Source organism: Enterococcus italicus DSM 15952, from assembly GCF_000185365.1.
Classification (GTDB): Bacteria; Bacillota; Bacilli; order Lactobacillales; family Enterococcaceae; genus Enterococcus_G; species Enterococcus_G italicus.
Map to the genome: position 1 here is coordinate 294,414 of NZ_GL622241.1, position 979 is coordinate 295,392.

The 979-nt window shown below is 27.8% G+C and carries 1 protein-coding gene; it reads right to left on the reverse strand.

The annotated features are described in order from the left end of the window. A partial coding sequence (locus HMPREF9088_RS12040; protein WP_211205536.1) for an O-antigen ligase family protein occupies positions 1–638 on the reverse strand: 638 nt, incomplete at its 3' end. Between the last annotated feature and the right edge of the window lie 341 nt (positions 639–979).

The window sequence follows — 979 nt, forward strand, 5'->3', positions numbered from 1 at the left end:
GTATAAAATTCTATAATCATCATACAAATGAATAACATGTATATATATGACCCAAAAAAAATAGTGTTAATTAAAATAAAAAAGAAGATAATAACAAAAATAAATCTCAATTTCCCTAAAAGCGAGTAAACTATCAATGGAATTAATACATAAATAATTGTTCCAACTAACCCTATTTCATTCAAAGATGAAAAAATACCACTAGAAAACCCTGAATTTCCTTGTAAATTTATTATTCGACCAATTGCCATTTTAGACTGTATAGCTAATATGCTATTTTGAAATCCGTGTCCCATTATAGGTTTTTCTAGCCACGATATATATCCTGCATGAATATCGTCTAACCTTACTGATGTAGATGCAATTCCTTGAGCAAATTTAGCACTTATTATATTGTAGCCACCATAAATTACTATAGGTGTGATAACGAGAATAGAAATGAACATGGCAATATAATTATTACTGGTCTTTGATATATTCATAAAAAGATAAAGCATTAACACACTTATAACTCCAGTTGTAGAAGTAGTTGTTAAAATAGTAATCATCAAAATAATTGAAGTAAAATCAAGTATAAATTTTTTTCTCTCAATTAATAGATACGACATCAAAGCTAGCGTTAGTACCAAACTATACATTGGGGCCTCACTAAATATTCCAGTATTTCTAGGCAATAACTTCCCTAAAAATACAATAGGTTGTTGTGCAACAAAATAAAATGGAGAATTACCTCCGATTGATTTAATTCTTCCCCAATCTATCGATAGGTTTATAAACAAAGAATTAGTTAAAAAAATATATATAAAATGAAAAATTAAAGAAGCAACCGCGAAAAATACAGTTATTTTTCTGAAAGTCCTCATTATAAAGTTGATATCATTCCACTTATAATAGATAAAAATACTAAAAACAAAAATATAGGGAGTACTAGCATTCTTAAGGTAGCTTGCAAAGCCAACCCATTAACTACTGTATGATA